The sequence below is a fragment of the Isoptericola sp. NPDC056573 genome, from assembly GCF_042793335.1.
In the GTDB taxonomy this organism is placed as follows: domain Bacteria; phylum Actinomycetota; class Actinomycetes; order Actinomycetales; family Cellulomonadaceae; genus Isoptericola.
The window spans coordinates 352,397-369,538 of the sequence record NZ_JBHTUY010000003.1; the positions used below are offsets into that span (position 1 = coordinate 352,397).

Annotated in this window: 17 protein-coding genes and 2 tRNA genes; 10 read left to right on the top strand and 9 right to left on the bottom strand. The window is 74.9% G+C overall.

Annotated elements, in window-relative coordinates; translation table 11 throughout:
* Window positions 1-260: 260 nt before the first annotated feature.
* Window positions 261-1,298 carry a hypothetical protein gene (locus ACFQ8E_RS06755; protein ID WP_430549806.1) on the top strand — a complete coding sequence of 346 codons (1,038 nt, stop codon included), beginning with the start codon at window positions 261-263 and terminating at the stop codon, window positions 1,296-1,298.
* Window positions 1,299-1,376: 78 nt separating this feature from the next.
* Here ACFQ8E_RS06755 and ACFQ8E_RS06760 read toward each other — a convergent pair whose 3' ends face one another.
* Entirely contained in the window at window positions 1,377-3,389 is a 2,013-nt protein-coding gene (locus tag ACFQ8E_RS06760) for a M13 family metallopeptidase (protein WP_430549807.1), read from the bottom strand.
* A gap of 75 nt (window positions 3,390-3,464) precedes the next feature.
* On the opposite strand from ACFQ8E_RS06760, the gene ACFQ8E_RS06765 reads away from it, so the two are divergent.
* Together ACFQ8E_RS06765 and ACFQ8E_RS06770 are read left to right on the top strand one after the other, a co-directional pair.
* Window positions 3,465-3,932 (top strand): ribose-5-phosphate isomerase, encoded by a 468-nt coding sequence (locus tag ACFQ8E_RS06765; protein ID WP_430549808.1) that lies wholly within the window; start codon window positions 3,465-3,467, stop codon window positions 3,930-3,932.
* A 14-nt stretch (window positions 3,933-3,946) separates the two neighbouring features.
* On the top strand, window positions 3,947-4,927 hold the full coding sequence (locus tag ACFQ8E_RS06770; RefSeq protein ID WP_430549809.1) for an Fpg/Nei family DNA glycosylase: 981 nt from the start codon (window positions 3,947-3,949) through the stop codon (window positions 4,925-4,927).
* Here ACFQ8E_RS06770 and ACFQ8E_RS06775 read toward each other — a convergent pair.
* Window positions 4,918-5,937, bottom strand: a complete 1,020-nt coding sequence (locus ACFQ8E_RS06775) for a phosphotransferase (protein WP_430549810.1) — start codon at window positions 5,935-5,937, stop codon at window positions 4,918-4,920. The two genes, ACFQ8E_RS06770 and ACFQ8E_RS06775, sit on opposite strands and share 10 nt — an antisense overlap.
* 2 nt (window positions 5,938-5,939) lie before the next feature.
* Window positions 5,940-7,244 (bottom strand): enhanced intracellular survival protein Eis, encoded by a 1,305-nt coding sequence (eis, locus tag ACFQ8E_RS06780; protein WP_430549811.1) that lies wholly within the window; start codon window positions 7,242-7,244, stop codon window positions 5,940-5,942.
* Window positions 7,245-7,366: 122 nt separating this feature from the next.
* Between eis and ACFQ8E_RS06785 the strand changes: the two genes are divergently transcribed.
* On the top strand, window positions 7,367-7,780 hold the full coding sequence (locus ACFQ8E_RS06785; RefSeq protein WP_430549812.1) for an MGMT family protein: 414 nt from the start codon (window positions 7,367-7,369) through the stop codon (window positions 7,778-7,780).
* Between the two features lie 25 nt (window positions 7,781-7,805).
* Here ACFQ8E_RS06785 and ACFQ8E_RS06790 read toward each other — a convergent pair whose 3' ends face one another.
* A complete protein-coding gene (locus ACFQ8E_RS06790; protein WP_430549943.1) occupies window positions 7,806-8,942 on the bottom strand; it encodes an LLM class F420-dependent oxidoreductase in 1,137 nt (378 codons plus the stop codon).
* Between the two features lie 137 nt (window positions 8,943-9,079).
* Between ACFQ8E_RS06790 and ACFQ8E_RS06795 the strand changes: the two genes are divergently transcribed.
* Window positions 9,080-9,469: an MmcQ/YjbR family DNA-binding protein gene (locus ACFQ8E_RS06795; protein ID WP_430549813.1), complete on the top strand. Its 390-nt coding sequence runs from the start codon at window positions 9,080-9,082 to the stop codon at window positions 9,467-9,469.
* Window positions 9,470-9,481: 12 nt separating this feature from the next.
* On the opposite strand, the gene ACFQ8E_RS06800 is transcribed toward ACFQ8E_RS06795, so the two are convergent.
* From ACFQ8E_RS06800 to ACFQ8E_RS06820, 5 genes are all read right to left on the bottom strand, one after another.
* A complete protein-coding gene (locus ACFQ8E_RS06800) occupies window positions 9,482-10,501 on the bottom strand; it encodes a DUF1648 domain-containing protein (RefSeq protein ID WP_430549814.1) in 1,020 nt (339 codons plus the stop codon).
* Window positions 10,498-10,848 (bottom strand): GntR family transcriptional regulator, encoded by a 351-nt coding sequence (locus tag ACFQ8E_RS06805; RefSeq protein WP_430549815.1) that lies wholly within the window; start codon window positions 10,846-10,848, stop codon window positions 10,498-10,500. Before ACFQ8E_RS06805 ends, ACFQ8E_RS06800 begins: the two co-directional genes overlap by 4 nt.
* Before the next feature lie 115 nt (window positions 10,849-10,963).
* Window positions 10,964-11,575: a serine O-acetyltransferase EpsC gene (gene epsC / locus ACFQ8E_RS06810; RefSeq protein ID WP_430549944.1), complete on the bottom strand. Its 612-nt coding sequence runs from the start codon at window positions 11,573-11,575 to the stop codon at window positions 10,964-10,966.
* Between the two features lie 79 nt (window positions 11,576-11,654).
* Window positions 11,655-12,590 carry a cysteine synthase A gene (gene cysK, locus ACFQ8E_RS06815; protein ID WP_430549816.1) on the bottom strand — a complete coding sequence of 312 codons (936 nt, stop codon included), beginning with the start codon at window positions 12,588-12,590 and terminating at the stop codon, window positions 11,655-11,657.
* 533 nt (window positions 12,591-13,123) lie between these two features.
* Window positions 13,124-13,194: transfer RNA gene (locus tag ACFQ8E_RS06820), tRNA-Gly, on the bottom strand.
* A 148-nt stretch (window positions 13,195-13,342) separates the two neighbouring features.
* On the opposite strand from ACFQ8E_RS06820, the gene ACFQ8E_RS06825 reads away from it, so the two are divergent.
* The 5 genes from ACFQ8E_RS06825 (at window position 13,343) to ACFQ8E_RS06845 (ending at window position 17,101) form a co-directional block, all read left to right on the top strand.
* A tRNA-Pro gene (locus ACFQ8E_RS06825) sits at window positions 13,343-13,416 on the top strand.
* A 129-nt stretch (window positions 13,417-13,545) separates the two neighbouring features.
* Window positions 13,546-14,061, top strand: coding sequence for a DUF4190 domain-containing protein (locus ACFQ8E_RS06830; protein WP_430549817.1), 516 nt, complete (start codon window positions 13,546-13,548; stop codon window positions 14,059-14,061).
* 221 nt (window positions 14,062-14,282) lie between these two features.
* The gene (gene tig / locus ACFQ8E_RS06835) at window positions 14,283-15,653 is read left to right on the top strand and encodes a trigger factor (protein WP_430549945.1); all 1,371 of its coding nucleotides are present in this window, start codon (window positions 14,283-14,285) and stop codon (window positions 15,651-15,653) included.
* A gap of 100 nt (window positions 15,654-15,753) precedes the next feature.
* A complete protein-coding gene (locus ACFQ8E_RS06840) occupies window positions 15,754-16,344 on the top strand; it encodes a TetR/AcrR family transcriptional regulator (protein WP_430549818.1) in 591 nt (196 codons plus the stop codon).
* 136 nt (window positions 16,345-16,480) lie between these two features.
* The gene (locus tag ACFQ8E_RS06845) at window positions 16,481-17,101 is read left to right on the top strand and encodes an ATP-dependent Clp protease proteolytic subunit (protein ID WP_430549946.1); all 621 of its coding nucleotides are present in this window, start codon (window positions 16,481-16,483) and stop codon (window positions 17,099-17,101) included.
* Window positions 17,102-17,142: the final 41 nt, after the last annotated feature.

The window sequence follows — 17,142 nt, forward strand, 5'->3', positions numbered from 1 at the left end:
CGCGCAGGCTCGCGCACGATGATGCCACCTCGGGCCTGCTGTGACGCACGGGATTCCCGGCCTCCCGCTGGGGACGCACGGGGGCGGGTTCGACCGTCGAGACCCGATCGTGACATCCTGCCCGGTGCGTCGCCGCCGTGCGGGTGCCGGTCACCCGCCGCGCGACGCCCGAGGAGTGACTGGAGGGAGTCCAGATGTCCGGCACCGTTCCGCCGCCCCCACCGGGGTCCGACGGCAGGCCGTCGACCGTGCCGCCGGGAGTGCAACCGACCGTGTCGCCGTCGTCGCCGGCCGCCGGCGTGCGCCGCGTCGCGTCCGCGTACCAGCGCCCCGCCGCCGACCCGATGGCCGAGGTGCCGCTGCAGCAGGTCACGGCGCCGGCGCCCGTCACGCCCCCCGCGGGGGCGGCGACGGTGCACGCCCCCGTGCCCCCGCCACCGGACGCCGGGGCCACGGCGCCGCAGGTGTCGCCGCCGCAGCCCGCGTACCAGCCGGCCGCCCAGCACACCCAGCAGCTGCCGCCGGCCGTGCCGTCCGGACAGCAGCCCGCGCCCTACCCGCCCGCGTACGCGGCCCAGCCGGCGTACCAGCCCCAGCCCGCGTACGCGCCCCAGCCCGCGTACGCGCCGGCCCCGGCCGCTGCGGCGACCCAGGTGCACCAGCCGGTCTACGCGCAGCCGGCGCCGCAGGCTCCCGCCGGGTACGCCGCGCCGGCGCCGGTCGGCGCGCCGCCGCCCCCGCCCGCCCCGCCGCGTCGGCGCCGTCGGCTCTCGGCCGGGTGGATCGCGTTCATCGCGGTCGACGTGGTGCTCATCGTGACGATGGTGGTGCTCGCCGTGCAGATGTTCGGCGCGCCGTCGCCCACGGTCCCGGAGGCGGGCGGCGCCCCCGCGGCCTCGCAGGAGCCGTCGGCGTCCGCGTCCGAGGAGGCGCCGATGCAGGGCGAGGTGCTGGCGCGGTTCGCGGCGCCGTCGAAGAACATCACGTGCTCGATCTACGCCGACGGCGTGTCCTGCGGGATCGCCCAGCTCAACCAGCAGCCCGCCCCGACGGAGGGCTGCGACGGCACGACGGGGTACGTGGTGACCATCGACGGCGAGGGCACGGTCGCCCAGCCGTGCGTCCCCCAGGACCAGCAGCCGAAGAAGGCGGGTGACGACCTCGACGACCTGGACTACGGCGACTCGATCACCGAGGGCGACTTCACGTGCCGCAGCGAGGACACCGGCATGTCGTGCACGCACGACCCCTCGGGCAAGGGCTTCTCCCTCGCCCGGGCGGGCATCGGCACGAGCTGAGGCGTCCCGCCCCGACGCGACGAAGCCGCCGACCGTGACCACGGCCGGCGGCTTCGTCGCGTCAGCTCCCCGGACGGGTCACCAGATGCGCACGCGCTCGTCGGGGGCGAGCCACAGCGCGTCGTCGGGGCCCACGCCGTAGGTCGCGTGGAACTCGTCGATGTTGCGGATCACGCCGTTGCATCGGAACTCGTTGGGGGAGTGCGGGTCGGTGGCGATGCGCCGCACCACCTCCTCGTCGCGGCCCTTGGACTGCCACACCTGCGCCCATCCGAGGAAGACGCGCTCCAGCCCGGTGAGGCCGTCGACGACGGGCGCGTCGTCCAGCGTCGTGCCGAGCGCGATGCGGTACGCCTTGATCGCGATGGACAGCCCGCCGAGGTCGCCGATGTTCTCGCCGATGGTCAGCGCGCCGTTGACGTGCGGGCCGTCGGTGGGCAGCTGTGCCGGGCGGAAGGCGTCGTACTGCGCGATGAGGGCCTGGGTGCGCTTCTCGAACTCGGTGCGGTCCGACTCGGTCCACCAGTCCTCGAGGCGGCCGTCGCCGTCGTACTTGGAGCCCTGGTCGTCGAAGCCGTGGCCGATCTCGTGCCCGATGACGCCGCCGATGCCGCCGTAGTTCACGGCGTCGTCGGCGTCGGGGTCGAAGAACGGCGGCTGAAGGATCGCGGCCGGGAAGACGATCTCGTTCATGCCCGGGTTGTAGTAGGCGTTGACGGTCTGCGGCGTCATGAACCACTCGTCGCGGTCGATCGGACGCCCGATCTTGCCGAGCTCGTGGTCCTGCTCGAACCCGTGCGCGCGGCGCACGTTCCCGACCAGGTCGGCGGCGTCGACCTCGAGGGCGGAGTAGTCGCGCCACTTCACCGGGTAGCCCACCTTGGGCGTGAACCTCTCCAGCTTGGCGAGCGCCTTCACCTTCGTCTCGGGCGTCATCCAGTCGAGCGCCTCGATGGACTCGCGGTAGGCGGCCACGAGGTTCGCCACCAGCGTGTCCATCCGCTCCTTGTGCTCCGGCGGGAAGTGGCGGGCCACGTACTGCTCGCCGACGGCCTCGCCCAGCGCCCGCTCGACGAGCGCGACGCCGCGCTTCCAGCGGTCGCGCACCTCCTGCGCGCCCGACAGCGTGCGGCCGTAGAAGTCGAAGTTGGCCTCGACGGTGGCGTCGTCGAGGTAGGCCGCGCGGGCGGTGACGAGGTGGTAGGCGGCCCAGAGCTTCCAGTCGGCGAGCGGCTCCGTCCGCCAGAGCTCGGCGAACCCGGTCGCGAACGACGGCTCCCGCACGACCAGGGCGTCCAGCGACCCGGCGGGCGCGCCGAGCGCCGCGGCCCACGCGCGCCAGTCGAAGCCGGGCGCCCGCTCGACGAGTTCGGCGAGCGTCATCGGGTTGTAGGTGAGGTCGGCGTCGCGGTCGCGCACCACGTCCCAGTGGTGGGTGGCGAGCTTCGTCTCGAGGGCGAGCACGCGCTGCGCGGCGTCCTCGGGGTCGGCGCCCCACCCGGACGTGGCGGTGACGCCGGCGAGGCGCAGCATGCGCGCCAGGTGCGGCGCGTACTTGTCGCGGACGGGCGCGTACTGGTCCTCGCGGTAGTACGCCTCGTCGGGCAGGCCCAGGCCGCCCTGCACGAGGTAGGTCACGTAGGTCTCAGGGTCCTTGGCGTCGTTGTCGACGTAGAACGCGACGGCGCCGCCCCCGCCGGTGCGCTGCAGGGCGCCGAGCACGTCGACGAGCTCGGCGGGCGACGTCGCCCCGGCGATCTGCCCCAGCTCGGCGGCGATCGGCTCCGTGCCGAGCTGCTGGACGCGGTCGGCGTCGAGGAAGCTCGCGTACAGCGCGCCGATCTTCGCGGGGGTGGACGCGGGGTCGAGGTCGTCCGTGGCGGCGAGGTCGGTGATGATCTCGCGGACGCGCTCCTCGGACAGGTCGTGCAGCGCGCGGAACGCGCCGTCCATGGCGCGGTCGGCGGGGATCTCGTGCTGGGCGATCCAGCGCCCGTTGACGTGGCGGTACAGGTCGTCCTGCGGGCGGACGGCCTGGTCGAGGGCGCTGAGGTCGATGCCGGACCGCAGCCCGGTGGCGTCGGCAGTCATGGCGTCACCCTACGGCGCGCCGCCCACGTGCGGCGCGGGTCGAACCCTGCGGACGACCTGAGGGAGAATGTGGGCATGCGTCTGCACATCGCCGCCGATCACGCCGGATACGAGCTCAAGACCCACCTCGTGGACCACCTGCGCGCCGCGGGCCACGACGTCGTCGACCACGGCGCCCACGAGTACGACCCTCAGGACGACTACCCTGCCTTCTGCATCGCCGCGGGCGAGGCCGTGGTCGCGGAGCCGGGTTCGCTGGGCGTCGTCATCGGGGGCTCGGGCAACGGCGAGCAGATCGCGGCGAACAAGGTCGTCGGGGTGCGCGCCGTGCTGGCCTGGTCGCTGGAGACGGCGACGCTCGGCCGTCAGCACAACGACGCCAACGTCGTCGCCGTGGGCGGCCGGATGCACACGCTCGAGGAGGCGACGTCGTTCGTCGAGGCGTTCGTCGCGGAGCCGTTCAGCGGCGACGCCCGCCACCAGCGCCGCATCGACAAGCTGGTCGCGTACGAGGCGTCCCACGACGTCTCCGCCATCGCCTGACGCGATCGCCTGACGTGCCCGAGGGTCACACCGTCCACCGCCTCGCGCGTGCCCTGGACGGGCTGTTCGGCGGCGAGGCGCTCGCCGTGTCCAGCCCGCAGGGCCGGTTCGCGGGCGGTGCCGCGCTGCTCGACGGCCGCCGGATGGCGTCCGCCGAGGCGTGGGGCAAGCAGCTCTTCTGCGCCTTCGCGCCCGCCGACGACGACGGGACGCCCGACGACGTGCGCTGGCTGCGGGTGCACCTCGGCCTGTACGGGGCGTGGTCGTTCGCCGGCGACGGCAGCGCCGACGTGGTGCACGCCATCGGCGCGCCGCGCCGTCGCATCGGGGAGCGCGAGTCGACGCCGGACGACGGAGGCGACCCCGACGTCGACGCCGCGGGGGAGTGGGTCGCGCCCGCCCCGCGCGGCGCCGTCCGGCTGCGGCTGCTCGGCGCGCACGCCGTCGCCGACCTCACCGGGCCGACGGCGTGCGAGGTGCTCACCGGCGCGGAGAAGGCCGCCGTCGAGTCGAGGCTCGGGCCGGATCCCATCCGCGACGGGGGTGACGCGGCCCGCACGGCGTTCGTCGAGCGCGTGCGGCGCTCGCGCGTGACGGTCGGCCAGCAGCTCATGGACCAGGCGGTGATCGCCGGCGTCGGCAACATCTACCGGGCCGAGGCCCTGTTCCGGGCCGGCGTGGACCCGTTGCGCCCGGGTTGCGACGTGCCGGCGGCGGTGCTCGCCCAGGTCTGGGACGACCTGGTCGTGCTCATGCGCGACGGCGCCGACCGCGGGGCGATCGTCACCACCCGGCCCGAGCACCGGGTGGCGGACGGCGGCGGCGGCCGGGTCACGCGACAGAACACCGACGGCGACGCCGACGCGGTGCCCCGGGACGCGTCGTTCTACGTGTACCACCGCGACGGGCTGCCGTGCCGCGTCTGCGGTGCCCCGGTGCTCACCAAGGAGCTCGCGGGCCGCAACCTCTTCTGGTGCGGCGTCTGTCAGGTCTGAGGGCCCGGCACCAGGTCCAGCAGCGCCGCCAGGTGCCGGCCGGGCGCCTCGCCCCAGTCCGCCCACTCGGCCTCGGTGGCCTCGGCGAGCGCGCCGCACCACGTCCAGGCCCGGTTGACTGCGTGGGTGACGCCGGCCGCGCGCCGCAGGTCGTCCCACGTCGGCGCGTCGTCGGCCGCTCCCACCGGCGGGAGACCCTGGGCGGCGCACCAGCCGTCCCACGCGCGGCGGTACGCCCGCTCGACCGGCGCCCAGTCGGTGCCCGCGTCGCGGGCGACCGCGGACGACACCTCGAGCACCTCGAGCGGGTGCGCCCACTGGGCGTCGCCGAGGTCGAACACGCGCAGGGCGCCGTCGACCTCGAAGACGTTGCCCGGGTGCAGGTCCCCGTGCTGCAGGCTGCTCGGCAGCGGGCTCGCCGCCAGGGTGGCGGCCGCGGCCGCCACGGCGTCGCGGGCCTCGCGGAGGCGCGCGACCGTGCCGTCGTCCGGCCGGGCGGGGTGGCCGGGCGGGAAGCCCTCCAGCAGGTCGAGCACGGTGTCGAGCCGCGCCGCCACCGTGCCGGGGGAGCAGTCGGGCAGCCCGGTGCCGCGCAGCGCGTCCCCGCGCCCGAGGAGGGTCTGCTGCAGGTGCGCGCACCGCGACAGCAGCGCGCCCCAGTCGGCCGCCGTGGGCTCCCGGCGTTCGCGCAGCGTGGCGCCCCGGTCGGCCGTGAGCATCCACCCGCGGTCGGCGTCGACCGCCGCCGGGGCGTCCGCCGCGTCGGGGGCGACCTCGGCGAGCAGCGCCTGCAGGGCGGGCTCGAAGGACGACGAGCGGCAGGTGGCCTTGAACCAGTAGCGGCCCGCGTCCGTGGCGACGACGAGCTGCGTGGACCACGGCCGCACCCGCGGCTGCTCGGGCGGGGCGACCACGCGCACGCCGTCCCGGGCGAGGGCGGCGGTGATCCAGGCGGTGGCCTCGGCGCGCCACGCCGCCGACGTGACGGTGTCCGAGAACGCCGCCACCACGGTCAGAACACCCAGCCGCAGGCGGGGGCGAGCGGCCAGCCGAACGCCGCGCTCGTGCGGCCGAGCGCGCCTGCCGACCGCTCGTCGACGAGCCCGGCGCCGGCGAGCGTCGCGAGGGACGTGCCGCCCAGGTAGACGGCGCCGAGCTCGCGCACGTCGAGCCGCAGGTCGGGTTCCGCGTCGGTGCGCTCGCACGTCGCCGCCCCGAACGCCGTCGCCCGCAGGCGCCACGACCCCGCGTTGTCGGGCAGCCGGGCGTCGTCGACCCCGAGCACGACGTCGACGTCGGCCTGGTAGCGACGGCCCGCGAGCGCGGCGGGCACGTCGACGACGCGCACCCACACGTTGTCGGCGACGCGGGCGCCCGCGGCCCGCGGGTCGACGAGCAGGCTCATGACCGCGTCGTCGACCGGCAGCAGGAACGGGTCCGTGCTGCTCATGAGGTCGAGGTCGAGCAGCACGCCCCACAGGGCGCGCGCCGCGGCGGCGTCGAGGGCCACGACGTCACCCAGGTGCACGGTGCCGCGCGGACCGGTGACCTGCCAGTCCAGGCTGCGGCGGAACGTCGCGTAGCCGCGCGCCTCGCCGTCGCGCTCTACGACGACGATGCGCAGCGACTCGCGCCCGCCCGCCCGGAACGACTTCGGGTCCGCCCAGTAGCTCTCCCACAGCGCGTCGGTCTCCCGCGTGGCCCAGCCGGGCCGGTTGATCCCCGCCGGGCCCGCGGGCAGGCCCGGAGCACGGTGCAGGCGGGCGACGAGGTCGCCGTGGCGTGCGCGGTCGGCGTGCTCCACGCGCACGGTGTGGTCCGCGGCGCCGGGGACGTCGCGCAGCGCCGCTCCCCGCGGGACGGCGATACGCAGGTCGTCGGCCGCCTTGCCGTACCCGAACCGTCCGTAGATGGCGGTCTCGGCGGCGAACAGCGCGGACAGCGGCTCGCCCCTCCGCCGGCACGCGTCGAGGTGGTCGTCGATCATGGCGGTGAGCAGCCCCCGGCGGCGGTGCTGCGGGTGCACGCCCACCCACGTCAGGCCGGCCGTGGGCAGCGTGGCGCCCGGCACGGGGAAGCGGGAGAACGGGTAGGACGCACGGATCGCGGCGAGCCCGTCGTCGGGCGCGCCCTCGACCTCGACGCCGACAGCCCGCTCCCACGTCAGCGGCAGCGGCAGATCGTCGAACTCCGCCACCGAGTGCGGGTCGGGGAACGCCCAGGTGTCCAGGTCGAGCAGCGCGCCGCGGTCGTCGGCGGTGAGCGTGCGGCTGCGGTAGCCGGCGGGCAGGGCGGTGCGGGAGCGGTCGGAGGTCACCTGCCGATCGTGGCGCGGTCCGGGGCTCGGGGCCAGCGGATTTCCGGACCCGCCGGACGGTCCTCCGGCGACCCGCGGTTCGGTCCGCCGCCGGGGTCGGCGACGGGCCGTAGGGTCGCGGTGTGCCAGCCCGCGCCTCGACGTCCGACGAGCCCCTCGACGCCCCCGACGAGTACGCCGCGGAGGTGCTCGCCCTGGTGCGCCGCATCCCGTCCGGCCGCGCGATGACCTACGGCCTGATCGCCGAGATCGTCGGCGAGCGGCTGGGGCGGGGCGGGCCACGACAGGTCGGGAACGTCATGGCGGGCTCGGGGGACCGCTATGCGCACCTCGTGCCGGACGGCGCCGCGGTGATCGGTCCCGTGCAGGACGACCACCTCGTGCCCTGGTGGCGCGTGGTGAACGCGTCGGGTGCCCCGCCGGCTCGGCACCTCACGGCGGCCCTCGACGCGCTGCGCGCCGAGGGCTGCCCGCTCTCGCGCGACGGCCGGCGCGTGGACCTGCGCCGCGCCGTCTGGTTCCCGGAGGAGGGCTGACGGCCGGAGGACGTCGCCCCGGCGGTCAGGCCTTCTTGGGTGCCACGCGGGCGGCGGCCGCACCGGCGGCGGCGCGCACGCGGGCCCCCAGGGGCGTGCCGCCGTCCGCGTCCTTGCGGGCCGCCTGTGCCGCGGCGAGCACCGTGAGCATCGACGACGGGTCGCCCTGCAGCAGCATCGTGGTCAGCGCCGTGCCGTCCCAGCGGGCCAGGTCGCGCGCGACCTTGTCCGCGGGGCCGACCAGCGCGACCTCCTCGACGAGCTCGGTCGGCACGGCGCGCGCGGCGTCCTCCCGGCGGCCCGCGAGGAACAGCGCCTGGACCTCGTCGAGCTCCGCCGCGTAGCCGAGGCGGTCCAGCGACGCCTTGTGGAAGTTGGCCTCCTTCGAGCCCATGCCGCCGGCGTACAGCGCGATGTGCGGGCGGATGACGTCCGCCGCGGCCTCGACGTCGTCGCGCACGACCACGGGCACCGTCGCGAGCACCTCGAAGTCGGACGACGGCCTGCGCGCGTCGGAGCGCTGCGCGAACCCGGACGCGAGCAGCTCGCGGTGCTCGGCGTCGGCCCGCGGCGCGTAGAAGCCCGCCATCCAGCCGTCGGCGATCTCGGCGGCGAGCGTGACGTTCTTCGGTCCCTGGGCCGCCAGCACGATCGGGATGTCCGCGCGGCGGGGGTGCACGGTCGGCTTGAGGGCCTTGCCGAGGCCGGTGGCGCCAGGGGCGTCCGCGGGCAGCGGGAGGCGGAAGAACTCGCCGTCCGCGGTGACGGGGCGCTCGCGGGCGAAGACCTGGCGCACGACGTCGACGTACTCGCGGGTGCGCGCCAACGGCCGACGGTAGGGCTGGCCGTACCAGCCCTCGACGACCTGCGGGCCGGACGCCCCCAGCCCCAGCACGAAGCGCCCGCCCGAGAGGTGGTCGAGGGTGATGGCCTGCATGGCGGTGGCGGTCGGGGTGCGGGCCGCCATCTGCGCGATGCCGGTGCCGAGCCGCAGGCGGCGGGTGCGGGAGCCCCACCAGGCGAGGGGGGTGAACGCGTCGGAGCCGTACGCCTCCGCCGTCCAGACCGAGTCGAGGCCCAGCGCCTCGGCCGCGACGAGCGCGGGCACGATGCCCTTCGGGGGCTTGCGGGACCAGTAGCCGGTCTGGATGCCGATGCGCAGGGTGCTCATGGGGCGGGGTGCTCCTCGTCGAGATGATGCGGTCGTGCCGATGTGTCCGGTACCGGGAGTACGGGGTAATGCCCGTCACACCCTAGCCGACGCCGTGCGTGCGGCGGGACCGCCGCTAGGTTCGGGGGATGGCGACGATCGACGACGCGGCCCGCGCCGCCGCGGGGCTGCCCGAGGTCACCGAGACGACGACGTTCCGGAATCGGGCGTGGGCGGTGTCCGGTCGCGTGTTCTCCTGGCTGCGGCCCTTCAGCAAGGCCGACGTGCGGAGGTTCGGGGACGAGCCGGTGCCGACCGGGCCGATCCTCGCCGTGGTCGTGGACGACCTGGGCGAGAAGGAGGCCGTGCTCGCCGCCCGCCCGGAGACGCTGACGATCCCGCACCTCGACGGCGTGCCCGTCGTCCTCGTCCGGCTCGAGGCGGTCGACGGCGACGCGCTCCGCGAGCTTCTCGTGGACGCCTGGCTCGCCAAGGCGCCGCGCCGCGTGGCGGCCGCGCACCCGGAGCTGCTCGCCTGAGGCCGCGGGCGGTCAGCGGCTCCGGGCGCGGTCGGCCATCGTGTTCAGCAGCGCGGCGGCCTCGGCGGCGTCGTCGACCGTGACGGCGAACGACCGCCCCCCGGTGCGCTCCACCAGCAGCGCCTCGCCCGAGCGCAGGACCACGCCCACGCGCCCGTCGCGGGCGGTGCGCCAGCCCCAGCCGCCGTAGTCGCGCAGCGGGCGCACCTGGGTCACCGACGCCCGGACCACCTCGCCCGCCGGGACGTGGGTGCCCGGCCAGCGGGCGGCGGAACGCACCGTGAGGCCGGCGGGGTCCACCCGGACGGTGAAGGCGAACATCGTGACGAACAGCGCGGCGAGGACCACCGGGACGACCAGCATCGACCACTCGGCGGTCAGCGCCGCGGCGAGCGTCGTCAGGGCGACGGCGACGGCCCCGACGGCGAGGCCCGGCCCGCCCGTCGCGCGACGCAGCCAGACCGCGCGCTCGCCGTCGCGGAGCGTGGCCCGGGGCGCGTCCTCGGGGACGGCCTCGACGGCGGGCATCGCGGAGTCGCCCGGGACGAGCGCGGCCGCGATCCCCGCCGGGACGAGCGGCAGGAGGAAGGCCGTCAGCAGCGCGGTGCCGGACAGCTCGACCTGGGACGGGTCGGTGAGGCCGCGCTGGGGCGCGAGCGTGCCGACGACGATCGCGGCCAGGAACGCGCCCGACCACACGCAGCCCGCGGCGGTGATCCGCCGGGTCGAGGCGGCGGCGCCCTGCGTCAGCCCGATCGCCGCGAAGAGCCCGCAGAGCGCGACGGTGGTCACGACCCCGACGAGCGCCAGGGCCGTCGGCGACATGAAGCCGTCGGGCGCCCCGCTCCCGCTCCAGTGCGTCGCGACCTGCGCGGGCAGCTCGTCCCGCCATGCCCAGACCACCGCGGCCGTGCCGAGCGCGAGCACGACGCCCACGAGTGACGACCAGGCCATCGCGCGGCGCGCGAGAGGGCGCCACACCTCCGTGCCGGAGCGTGCTCGGGGGCTGCCGGGCGGGGGAGCGGTGGTCATCGGTGCATCGCCTCCGTGACGAGGGTGGTGGTGGTCTGGACGGACAGCCCGGCACGACGGGCCGCGGCGGCCAGGTCGGCCACCGCCCGCTCGACGTCGGCCAGGTCGGGTGCGGTGGACGCGACGAGGGCGCCGCGCCCGCGCCGCAGCTCGAGCGTGCCGTCGTCGCGCAGCACCTGGTAGGCCCGCAGCACGGTGTGCATGTTGAGGTCGAGGGAGGCCGCGAGCTCCCGGGCCGAGGGAAGCCGTTCGCCCGGGCGGAGCGTGCCGTGCGCGACGCCGAGGCGCACCTGGGCGACCAGCTGCGCGTACAGCGGCTCGTCGCTCGTCGGATCGATGCGCCACATCACGGGCGTCAGACTACTTGTTCTACGACTACCAGAACAAACACGCGACGGGACGACGACGGCCCGTGCGCCCGCCGCGGGAGCGGTGGGCGCACGGGCCGCGGCTGCGGGCCGCTCAGATGACGTACTCGAGCAGCTCCGAGGCGTCCTCGACGTGCTGGCCGTGGTCGGGCCGGTGACCGGGCGTGCGCGCGTGCGCGGGCACCCCGACGGCCACCATGCCGTTCGGCACGTCGCGGGTCACGACCGCGTTCGCGCCGATCTGCGCGTCGTCGCCGATCCACAGCGGGCCGAGGATCTTGGCGCCGGCGCCCACCATGACCCGGTCGCCCAGGGTGGGGTGCCGCTTGCCCCGGGTCATCGAGCGGCCGCCCAGGGTGGAGCCGTGGAACAGCACGCAGTCGTTGCCGACGACCGCCGTCTGCCCGATCACCACGCCCATGCCGTGGTCGATGAAGAGCCGCCGCCCGATCCGCGCGCCGGGGTGGATCTCGATCCCGGTCACCCACCGGGCGGCCTGCGACAGCAGGCGCGCCGGAAGGCGCAGGCCGGGCCGGTGCCACATGCGGTGGGACACCCGGTGCGCCCACACGGCGTGCACTCCCGGGTAGCCCAGCGCGACCTCGAACCGGGAGCGCGCCGCCGGGTCGTGCGCGTGCGCCGCCTCGAGGTCCTCGGCGAGGATCTCGACCAGGTGGCGCAGGCCCGGGCGGTGCCCGGCCGGCATCGGGTGGTCGACGTCGCCGTCGAGGTCCTCGTGGGCGGCCCCGGCGGCGGCGGTCGGAGCGGTGCGGCGGCTCGTCACGTCAGTCCAGCAGGTCCGAGTACAGGATGGTGGACAGGTACCGCTCGCCGAAGTCGGGGATGACGACCACGATCAGCTTCCCGGCGTTCTCGGGCCGCTTCGCGACCTCGAGCGCCCCGGCGATCGCGGCGCCCGAGGAGATGCCGACCAGGAGGCCCTCCTCCTTCGCGGCGCGGCGGGCGAGCTCGACCGACGTCTCGGCGTCGACGTCGAGCACCTCGTCGTAGACGGAGGTGTCGAGGATCTCCGGGACGAAGTTGGCGCCCAGGCCCTGGATCTTGTGCGGGCCGGGGGTCCCGCCGTTGAGGATGGGCGACTCGGCGGGCTCGACCGCGACGATCCGGATCTCGGGCTTGCGCTCCTTGAGGACCTGGCCGACGCCCGTGATGGTGCCGCCGGTACCGATGCCGGAGACGACCACGTCGACCTCGCCGTCGGTGTCGGCCCAGATCTCCTCGGCCGTGGTCTCGCGGTGCACCTTCGGGTTGGCCTCGTTGGCGAACTGGCGGGCGAGGATCGCGCCCGGCCGCTCGGCGGCGATCTTCTCCGCCGCGGCGACGGCGCCCTTCATGCCCTCCGCGCCCGGCGTGAGCACGAGCTCCGCGCCGTACGCGCGCAGCAGGGCGCGACGCTCCTTCGACATCGTCTCCGGCATCGCGAGCACGACCTTGTAGCCGCGTGCGGCGCCGACCCAGGCGAGCGCGATGCCGGTGTTGCCTGAGGTGCCCTCGACGATGGTGCCGCCCGGCTGCAGGTCGCCGGAGGCCTCCGCGGCGTCGATGATCGAGACGCCGATGCGGTCCTTCACGGAGTTGGCGGGGTTGTAGAACTCGAGCTTCGCGACGACCGTCGCGTCGAGGCCGGCGGCGAGACGGTTCAGCCGGACGAGCGGGGTGCGGCCGATGAGCTTCGTCGCGTCGTCGTAGATGCGTGCCATGGGGTGTTCCTTCTCGAGGAGTGCGTGCGGGCGAGGTGGTGCGGGTGCGCCGTCGCGTGCGGTGCGGGCCCCCGAGCAGGTGCTCGGAGGGCGCGGCGCAGGGGCGTCGGCGAGGTCGGTGCGAGCGCCGCACGGTCGTCGGGGACCCGCCGTCGGGCGGGTCGGACGTGACGTGGACGCTCTATCGACAGCATCGCGGCGTCGTCGCCGCGGCGCACGCCGGGGTGCGGAGCGCCGACGCCGGCACCGTCCTCCGGTGGGACGAGAGGGCGGTCGAGGGGGCGACGCGGCGGACGTTCGTCATGCCGGCCCTCCTCGTGATGCTTCGTGTTGCTTCGGGGTGCTTCGGGGTGCTTCGGGGTGCTGCTGCCGTGTGGTCGCGCCTGTCGCAGGCTGCGGCGCCGAGCCTAACCAGGACGCGACCGATCGACAAGGAGCATCTCATCCATCGGCGTCGTCGATCGGTCGGGAGACACCTGTCCCCTGGGTCGCGGACGGGCCGCAAAGGGGAAGGAGGGGAGAGGAAGCAGGGGAGCGGGCGACGGGAATCGAACCCGCGTAGCCAGTTTGGAAGACTGGGGCTCTACCATTGAGCTACGCCCGCACGGCCACCCCGCGACATCGTCGCCGGGTGGGAACGCGGGCCAACCCTAGCAAAGCCGCGGGGGCGCACGGACCCGTCGACGCACGTCGGGGGCTCGCCGCCGGACGGCGGCACTACACTGACCGAGGCCCCGCCCGACGGCGGGCCACGGGGTGTGGCGCAGCTTGGTAGCGCATCTGCTTTGGGAGCAGAGGGTCGCTGGTTCGAATCCAGTCACCCCGACAGCGGCACAGGGCGGACGTCGTGGTTCGTCGCGGCTCGCCCGTGGATCGGCCCGCGCTCGGCGTGCCGATCTGGAAGGATCGGCCCCCGATCGCCGACGGACGGCGACCGACGTGCGAGGAGAACCTGATGACCACCCCGGACCCCTACACGCCAGGCACGCCCGAGCCGGGTGCGACGCCCCCCGGCGGCGCCGAGCCGCAGCAGCCCGCCCCGGGTCAGCCGGCGCCGGGCCAGGCCTACCCTGCCCAGCCGGCCGGCGGGCAGGCGTACCCCGCCGCTCCGCAGGCGCCCGGCCAGGCGTACCCCGCCGCGCCGCCGGCGGGGCAGTACGCGCCGGCCTACGGCCAGCCGCCGCAGAACCCGGGCAAGACGCTGGGCATCGTCGGCCTGGTGCTCGGCTTCTTCGGGCCCCTGTCGATCGTCGGCCTGATCCTGTCGATCGTCGGCCTCGTGAAGTCGCGCAAGGTGGGCCAGCCGAACGGCGTCGCCATCGCCGGCATCATCGTGAGCGCCCTCGTGCTCCTCGGGACGATCATCCTGGCCGTGGTGCTGGGCGTGGCGGCGAGCCACCTGATCGAGGTCTGCGGCGACCTCGGGCCGGGCGTGCACGACGTCAACGGCATCACCTACACCTGCTCCTGATCGTCCGCGCCCGATCCTCTGCCAGGACGTACCCGGCGAGGGTCGCCCGGGACGCGCGTCGTCGTGACGCGGGCGTCCCCGGGCGGCCCTCGCCGTGGCGTAGGATGGACGGGTTGCCCGTACGCCCGTCGTACGGTCCCCGCACCCCGCGCCGCAGCAACCAGGCCGGCTCGCGCCGGTGAGACGCGCGCGCAGCACCCGAACCGTTGGAGACCATCGAAGTGAAGAGCGCCGTCGAGACCCTGGAGCCCACCAAGGTCAAGCTGACCGTCGAGGTGGAGTACGACGAGCTCAAGCCGAGCATCGACCACGCGTACAAGCACATCGCCGAGCAGGTGAACATCCCCGGGTTCCGCAAGGGCAAGGTTCCCCCGCGCATCATCGACCAGCGCGTCGGTTGGGGTGCGGTCGTCGAGCACGCCGTGAACGACGCTCTGTCGAACTTCTACCGCGACGCCGTCACGGCCGAGTCGCTGCGCCCCCTGGGCCAGCCCGAGGTCGAGGTGACCGAGGTCCCCGCCAAGGCCGGCGAGGGCCAGCTCGCGTTCACCGCCGAGGTCGAGGTCCGGCCCGAGATCACCCTCCCGGAGCTGTCCGGCATCGACATCACGGTGGACTCCACCGAGGTGACCGACGAGGACGTCACCGAGCGCCTCGACGCGCTGCGCGAGCGCTTCGGCACCCTCGTGGGCGTCGACCGTCCCGCCGTCGAGGGCGACTACGTCGTCATCGACCTCAAGGCCGTCATCGGCGACGAGGAGATCGACTCGGTCTCCGGCGTCTCCTACCAGATCGGCGCCGGCAACATGCTGGACGGCCTGGACGAGGCCCTCACCGGCCTGTCGACGGACGAGACCACGACCTTCGCCACGAAGCTCGCCGGCGGCGAGCACGAGGGCGAGGAGGCGCAGGTCACCGTCACGGCCACGGCCGTCAAGGAGCGCGACCTGCCGACGCCGGACGACGACTTCGCCCAGCTCGCCTCGGAGTTCGACACGCTCGAGGAGCTGACGGCGGACCTGCGCGAGCAGGTCGCGTCGATCAAGACGTCGAACCAGGCCGTCGCCGCCCGCGACCTGCTGCTGGAGAAGCTGCTCGAGGCCGTCGAGGTCCCGGTGCCGTCCGGTGCCGTCGAGGCCGAGGTGCACCGCCACCTGGAGTCGGAGAACCGTCTCGAGGACGACGAGCACCGCGCCGAGGTCACCGAGGACGCCACCAAGGCCCTCAAGAACCAGATCCTGCTGGACACGCTGGCCGAGAAGCTCGAGGTTCAGGTCGGCCAGGGCGAGCTCGTCGAGTACCTGGTCCAGGCGTCGCAGCAGTACGGCATGGACCCGAACCAGTTCATCTCGACCCTGGACCAGGGCGGCCAGATCCCCGCCATGGTCGGTGAGGTCGCGCGCTCCAAGGCCCTCGCGGTCGCGCTGCGCGACATCGAGGTCAAGGACTCCGACGGCAACGTCGTCGACCTGGCCGAGTTCATCGGCACCGAGGAGGAGGACGCCGCGGCCGCCGAGGTCGAGGGGGCCGCCGACGACGCCACGTCCGAGGAGTCGACGGAGGAGACCTCCGAGGAGACGGCCAAGGCCTGACCCCGGACCGCCCGGACACCCACGCCGGCCCGCACCGTCCCCCCGGACGGTGCGGGCCGGCATCGTCCGTGGGGGTGGACCGGTCCGTATCGTGGGTCGGGTGACCGAGCAGACCCCGCGGCAGGCGTCCCTCACCCCGGCGGCGCGCCGGATCCTCGAGGCCGCGTCGCGCCTGTTCTACGCCCGCGGGCTGCACGCCGTCGGCGTCGACACCGTCGCGGCGGAGGCGGGCGTCACGAAGAAGACGCTCTACGACCGCTTCGGCTCGAAGGAGGGGCTCGTGGTGGCGTACCTGCGCGACCGCGACTCCCGGTGGCAGGCACACCTGGTCCGGGCCCTCGCGGCGCACCCCGAGCCGGGCGTCGGCCGGGTGCTCGCGGTCTTCGGCGCCGCCGAGGGGTGGTCGGCGGCCGAGGGCGGCCGTGGCTGCGCCGCGATCAACGCGCGCGCCGAGGTGGACGACGCCGACCGGCCCGTCGCCGTCGAGGTCGCCCGGCAGAAGTCGTGGGTCCGGGAGCTCCTCGAGACCGAGTGCCGCGCAGCCGGGCTCGAACGTCCCGGCGAGCTGGCGGACGCGCTGCTGCTGCTCCACGACGGGGCGCTGGCGGGGGCGGGGACGGGCGTGCCGAAGGACCCGTTCCCGACCGCTCGGCGCGCCGCCCGGGCGCTGTGCGAGGCGCACGGGGCGTGAGCCGAGACCGCCGCCGGCGTCGTCGTGTGCGCCCGCAGCGAAAAGCCCCTCCACCGGGACGTTTCGCGTGGCTGCCGCACGTTAGGGTCGATCGACGGCGATGACGAAGGAGACGGACGTGAACGACTTGCTGCGGATGGACGGTGCGACGCCGGTGGCGCGCGCCGACGGCCAGGGCCTCGGGCTCAACGACTCCATCTACAACCGGCTCCTCAAGGAGCGCATCATCTGGCTGGGCTCGGAGGTGCGCGACGAGAACGCGAACGCCATCTGCGCGCAGATGCTGCTGCTCGCCGCTGAGGACCCGGACAAGGACATCTGGCTGTACATCAACAGCCCCGGCGGATCCATCACGGCCGGCATGGCGATCTACGACACGATGCAGTACATCAAGCCGGACGTCGCGACCATCGCGATGGGCATGGCCGCGTCGATGGGGCAGTTCCTGCTCTCGTCGGGCACCAAGGGCAAGCGCTACATCACCCCGCACGCCCGCGTGCTCATGCACCAGCCCTCCGGCGGCGTGGGCGGCACCGCGACGGACGTGCGGATCGGCGCCCAGCTGATCATGCACATGAAGAAGGTGCTCTCCGAGCTGACGGCCGAGCAGACCGGGCAGTCGCTGGAGACGATCCTCAAGGACAACGACCGCGACAAGTGGTTCACCGCGGACGAGGCCCTCGAGTACGGCTTCGTCGACCACGTGGTCACCAGCGCCGCCTCGGTCTCGGGCGGTGGCGGCGCGTCGGGCTCCTGACGCCGACCACCCGCCCCCGGAACCCACCGACTTCCCACCCG